General features: G+C 60.0%; 3 protein-coding genes. All 3 read left to right on the forward strand.

Going from position 1 to position 3,416, the window contains the following annotated elements:
• Window positions 1-784, forward strand: a 784-nt coding sequence (locus ACPYOI_RS35245) for an alkaline phosphatase D family protein (RefSeq protein ID WP_481424079.1), incomplete at its 5' end; no start/stop codon positions are given.
• A 122-nt stretch (window positions 785-906) separates the two neighbouring features.
• Window positions 907-2,727, forward strand: a complete 1,821-nt coding sequence (gene typA, locus ACPYOI_RS35250; protein ID WP_168831670.1) for a translational GTPase TypA — start codon at window positions 907-909, stop codon at window positions 2,725-2,727.
• Between the two features lie 204 nt (window positions 2,728-2,931).
• Window positions 2,932-3,416: N-acetyltransferase family protein (locus ACPYOI_RS35255; RefSeq protein WP_481424080.1), on the forward strand; the 485-nt coding region annotated here is incomplete at its 3' end.

A 3,416-nucleotide genomic window follows, 5' to 3' on the forward strand; every position in this document is an offset into this window, starting at 1 on the left:
TCGCTATACGGAAAAGTCCATTTCGACGCTGGCAGCACGCGCAAGCCGCGCCTTCCACGAGATGACGCCGATCCGCTATGTCGCCGAAGAGCCTGGCCGCATCTACCGCAAGGTGTCCTATGGCCCTCTGCTTGACCTCTTCTTCGTGGATTTGCGCTCCTATCGAGGACCGAACAGTCACGACGTTGATCCCGCCGTTTCCGACGGTTCGCGTCTGCTGGGAGAGCGTCAGGTGGCATGGCTGAAGCGGGAGCTGGTTCGCTCGACGGCAACCTGGAAGGTGATTGCCTGCGACCTGCCGATCGGGTTGGTGATCTGGGACGACTACGGCCATCGGCGTGGAAGCGAGTCGATCTCGAACGGCGAGAATGGCGCGCCGCTCGGTCGAGAGTTGGAGTTTGCCGATTTGCTGCGGTTCATCCGCGATGCCGGCCTATCCAACATCGTTTGGCTCACAGCCGACGTGCACTACGCCGCGGCCCACTACTACGATCCCGGCAAGGCGAAGTTCAAGGAGTTCCTGCCATTCTGGGAGTTTGTGGCTGGGCCGCTCCATTCGGGAACCTACGGCCCGCAGCAACTGGACATGACGTTTGGGCCGGAGGTGAGATTCATGAAGGCAGCGCCTGGCGGTGCAGAGCAGAATCTTCCGCCATCGGCCGGCATGCAATTCTTCGGCTTGGTCGATATCGATGGGCAGACCGAGCAACTGACGGTACGGCTGATGGACCGGAACGATACCGAGCTGTGGCGGACGGTTATCGACCCGCAATATCTGAGCTAGGCTTGCGCATGGCACCTATCCGTTGCCCCCCTTTCGCAAACGCGAAAAACCCTGTATGAGCGCGCCAAACGTAATTGGCGCATTCTCCCAACGTAGCGCCTTAGCCTCAGAGATCTAAACATATGGCACTTCGCAACATCGCGATCATCGCGCACGTTGACCATGGCAAGACCACCCTGGTGGATGAGCTTCTGAAACAATCCGGTTCGTTCCGCGAGAACCAGCGCGTTGCAGAACGCGTCATGGACTCCAATGACCTGGAAAAGGAACGCGGCATCACCATTCTCGCCAAGGCGACCTCGGTCGAGTGGAAGGGTGTCCGCATCAACATCGTCGACACCCCCGGCCACGCCGATTTCGGTGGCGAAGTTGAGCGTATCCTCTCGATGGTGGACGGCGCGATCGTTCTCGTCGATGCTTCCGAAGGCCCGATGCCGCAGACGAAGTTCGTCGTCGGCAAGGCGCTGAAGGTCGGTCTTCGCCCGATTGTCGCGATCAACAAGATCGACCGTCCGGACGGCCGCCACGAGGAAGTCATCAACGAAGTCTTCGACCTCTTCGCAAACCTCGATGCGACCGACGAGCAGCTTGACTTCCCGATCCTCTACGGTTCGGGCCGCGATGGCTGGATGAACGTCAACCCGGAAGGCCCGAAGGACCAGGGTCTCGCACCACTTCTCGACCTCGTGCTCGAGCATGTTCCGGAGCCGACGGTCCACGAGGGCCCGTTCACGATGATCGGCACGATCCTCGAAGCCAACCCCTTCCTCGGCCGCATCATCACCGGCCGCATCAATTCCGGCTCGATCAAGCCGAACCAGGCCGTCAAGGTTCTGCATGCCGACGGCAAGACCATCGAAACCGGCCGTATCTCCAAGATCCTCGCCTTCCGCGGCATCGAGCGTCAGCCGATCGAAGAAGCGCATCAGGGCGACATCGTCGCGATTGCCGGCCTCTCCAAAGGCACGGTCGCCGATACCTTCTGCGACCCCGCCGTGACTCAGCCGCTGCAGGCGCAGCCAATCGATCCGCCGACCGTCACCATGTCCTTCATCGTCAACGACAGCCCCTATGCAGGCACCGAAGGCGACAAGGTCACGTCACGCGTCATTCGCGACCGCCTGTTCAAGGAAGCGGAAGGCAACGTCGCGCTGAAGATCGAAGAATCCTCCGAGAAGGATTCGTTCTTCGTCTCCGGCCGCGGCGAATTGCAGCTTGCCGTTCTGATCGAAACGATGCGCCGTGAGGGCTTCGAACTGGCCGTGTCGCGTCCGCGCGTCGTCATGCACAAGGATGAAGCGACCGGCGACATGATGGAGCCGATCGAGGAAGTCGTCATCGACGTCGATGAAGAGCATTCCGGCATCGTCGTCCAGAAGATGTCGGAGCGTAAGGCCGAAATGGTCGAGCTGCGTCCGTCCGGCGGCAACCGCATCCGTCTGAAGTTCTTCGCGCCGACACGCGGCCTGATCGGTTACCAGTCGGAACTGCTGACGGACACGCGCGGCACCGCCGTGATGAACCGCCTTTTCCATGACTACCAGCCGTACAAGGGTGAAATCGGCGGCCGCGTCAACGGCGTGCTGCTGTCCAACGACAATGGCGAAGCCGTTGCCTACGCCCTGTTCAACCTGGAAGACCGCGGCCCGATGATCATCGACGCCGGCGAGAAGGTCTATGCGGGCATGATCATCGGCATCCATAGCCGCGACAACGACCTCGAGGTCAACGTGCTGAAGGGCAAGAAGCTGACGAACATCCGCGCCGCCGGCAAGGACGAAGCCGTCAAGCTGACGCCGCCGATCCGCATGACGCTCGACCGCGCGCTCTCCTGGATACAGGACGACGAATTGGTCGAAGTGACGCCGAAATCGATCCGTCTGCGCAAGATGTACCTGGACCCGAACGAGCGCAAGCGTTTCGAAAAGGCCAAGTACGCTTAAGCAACTGAAGTCTTTCAGCCTTTAATGACCCCGGCCATCGCGCCGGGGTTTTTTATTTGTGCGCTTCACCGAATCTTGCTTGTCGCAATAGTTAAAAAAGCGTTAAATTTTGCTCCATCGTCCACATGTTAAGTCTGTGGGCAACCGGCCGAAACGCATGATCGCGTATGGTTAATTGCCCGCTGGAAGACCAGAGTAAGCGTTATGAAGACGTTGTCGATCGATGTCCGGCGGGCAGAACCGCACGATGCGCGCGCCATATCAGAGGTGCATCGCCTCGCCTGGCAGCATACCTATGCCGGGATCATTCCGCATCGCGCGTTGACACAGATGATCGAACGCCGCGGCGAGAACTGGTGGCGCAAGGCGACGCGTGGACCGGCAACACTGCTTGTTCTCGACGTTGCTGGCACGGTCGCCGGCTATGCCACGCTCGGCCTTAACCGGGCGCGCGCATTGCCGCAGGAAGGCGAGATCTACGAACTCTATCTTCGTCCGGAGTATCAGGGGATTGGTCTTGGCCGAATGTTGTTCGGCGAGGCACGGCGGCTTCTGAAATCGCTCGGCTGCAAAGGTCTCGTCGTCTGGTGCCTGGAGGAAAACGAGAATGCCAGCCAGTTCTATCGCGGCCATGGCGGTATCGACTTCTGTGAAGGCATCGAAAACTTCGATCACAGGCAGCTGAAGAA

It is taken from the genome of Rhizobium sp. SVR5-2C, from assembly GCF_056755115.1.

Excerpts from the sequence above, each read along its gene's own strand:
- typA (WP_168831670.1), top strand. The coding sequence starts at position 907 with ATGGCACTTCGCAACATCGCGATCATCGCGCACGTTGACCATGGCAAG.